Origin of the sequence: Streptomyces marokkonensis (assembly GCF_039539045.1) — a bacterium.
In the GTDB taxonomy this organism is placed as follows: Bacteria; Actinomycetota; Actinomycetes; order Streptomycetales; family Streptomycetaceae; genus Streptomyces; species Streptomyces marokkonensis.
This window is the reverse complement of the sequence record NZ_BAABCQ010000351.1, coordinates 1-2,122: the sequence shown is the minus strand read 5'-3', so window position 1 is coordinate 2,122 and position 2,122 is coordinate 1. Positions and strand designations below refer to the sequence as shown.

Annotated in this window: 1 protein-coding gene; it reads right to left on the bottom strand. The window is 72.6% G+C overall.

Going from position 1 to position 2,122, the window contains the following annotated elements; all coding sequences use genetic code 11:
- On the bottom strand, positions 1 to 2,122 hold a 2,122-nt coding region (locus tag ABEA26_RS35790), incomplete at both ends, for a type I polyketide synthase (protein WP_345598223.1).

Below are 2,122 nucleotides of genomic sequence, written 5' to 3'. Positions count from 1 at the left end.
CACTGATACCGAACGACGACACCGCCGCGCGGCGCGGTACGCCGGTCTCCGGCCACGCCATCGACTTGGTCAGGAGCTCGACGGCCCCTGCCGACCAGTCCACATGGGTGGACGGCTCGTCGACGTGCAGGGTTTGGGGCAAGACTCCCGCCCGCATCGCCATGACCATCTTGATGATCCCGGCGACGCCCGCGGCGGCCTGCGTGTGACCGATGTTCGACTTCACCGAACCGAGCCACAGCGGACGCCCCTCGGGGCGCTCCTGGCCGTACGTCGCGAGCAGCGCCTGCGCCTCGATGGGGTCGCCCAGCGTCGTACCCGTGCCGTGCGCCTCCACCGCGTCGACGTCCGCCGCCGACAGGCCGGCTCCGGCGAGGGCCTGGCGGATGACGCGCTGCTGAGACGGTCCGTTGGGGGCGGTCAGGCCGTTGGACGCGCCGTCCTGGTTGATCGCCGAACCCCGGACGACCGCGAGCACCTCGTGGCCGTTGCGGCGGGCGTCCGAGAGACGCTCGACCAGCAGGATGCCGACACCCTCGCCCCAGGCCGTGCCGTCCGCCGCATCGGCGAACGCCTTGCAGCGGCCGTCGGGAGCCAGGCCGCCCTGCCGGGAGAACTCCACGAACGTGCCCGGCATCGACATGACGGTGACGCCACCCGCCAGCGCCATCGAGCACTCGCCGTCGCGCAGGGCCTGCGCCGCCAGATGCAGGGCGACCAGGGACGACGAGCATGCGGTGTCGACCGTCACCGCCGGACCCTCGAGGCCCAGCGTGTATGAGACGCGGCCGGACAGGACGCTGGCCGAGCTGCCCGTGGCGCCGTAGCCCACGACCTCGTCGCCCGCGCCGCCCAGCACATAGCCGTAGTCCTGGCCGTTGGTGCCGGTGAACACCCCGATACGGTCGCCCTTGAGTGACATCGGGTCGATGCCCGCCCGCTCGAAGACCTCCCAGGAGGTCTCCAGGAGCAGCCGCTGCTGCGGGTCCATCGCCAGCGCCTCGCGCGGCGAAATCCCGAAGAAGGCCGGGTCGAAGTCCGCCGCGTCGTGCAGGAAGCAGCCCTCCGCGACGTAGGAAGTGCCGACGCCGTCGGTGTCCGGGTCGTACAGCGAACCCAGGTCCCAGCCGCGATTCCCCGGGAAGCCCGATATCCCGTCGGCACCGGCCGTGAGCAGCTCCCATAGCGCTTCCGGAGACTCCGCGCCGCCTGGGAAACGGCAGCTCATGCCCACGATGACGATCGGGTCGTCAGTGCGGTCCACGGCCACCGGCGCGCTGTCCGCGGCGACGACGCCGTCGCCGAACACCTCGGTCCCGAGATGTCCGGCGAGTACCACCGGGGTCGGGTAGTCGAAGATCAGGGTGGCGGGCAGGGAGAGGCCGGACTCCTTGGCCAGCCGGTTGCGCAGCTCGACCGCCGTGAGCGAGTCGAAGCCCAGCTGCTGGAACGCCCGGTCGGCCGGGACCGCGTCGGCGCTGCGGTGCCCGAGGACGGCCGCGGTCTCGCGGCATACCAGTTCGAGCAGTTCAGCGTCGCGCTCGGCGGTGGAGAGGCCGGCGAGCTGTCGCCGCAGCGCGGAGTTCTCGTCGCCGTGCGCGCCTCCGGCGGCGCCTTCGGAACTCTGCCCGAGGTCGCGTACCTCGGGCAGACCCATGAGGAGCGGGCTTGGGCGCAGCGCGGTGAACGCGGGCGCGAACCGTTCCCAGTCGACGTCGGCGACGGCGACATGGGTGTCGTCCTCCGTCAGCGCCTGGTGGAGCGCGGTGACCGCCGCCCCCGGTGCCAGGGTGGGCAGTCCGCGCCTGCGCAGCTCGGCCTCGCCGACGTCCTCGATCATGCCGCCCTCGCCCCACGGCCCCCAGCTCACCGAGGTCGCGGTCAGGCCGCGGGCCCGCCGGTCCTGGGCGAGGGCGTCGAGGTGGGCGTTGGCCGCGGCGTAGGCGGCGTGACCGCCGCTGCCCCAGACGGCGGAGATGGACGAGAACAGCACGAAGGCGTCCAGGCCCTCGCCGTCGCCCAGATGCCCGCTGCTGTCCGGGTCGCCGAAGAGAGCGTCGAGGTGCGTGGCGCCTTCCACCTTCGCCCGCAGCACCTCGGTGAACTCCTCGGCGCTCATGTC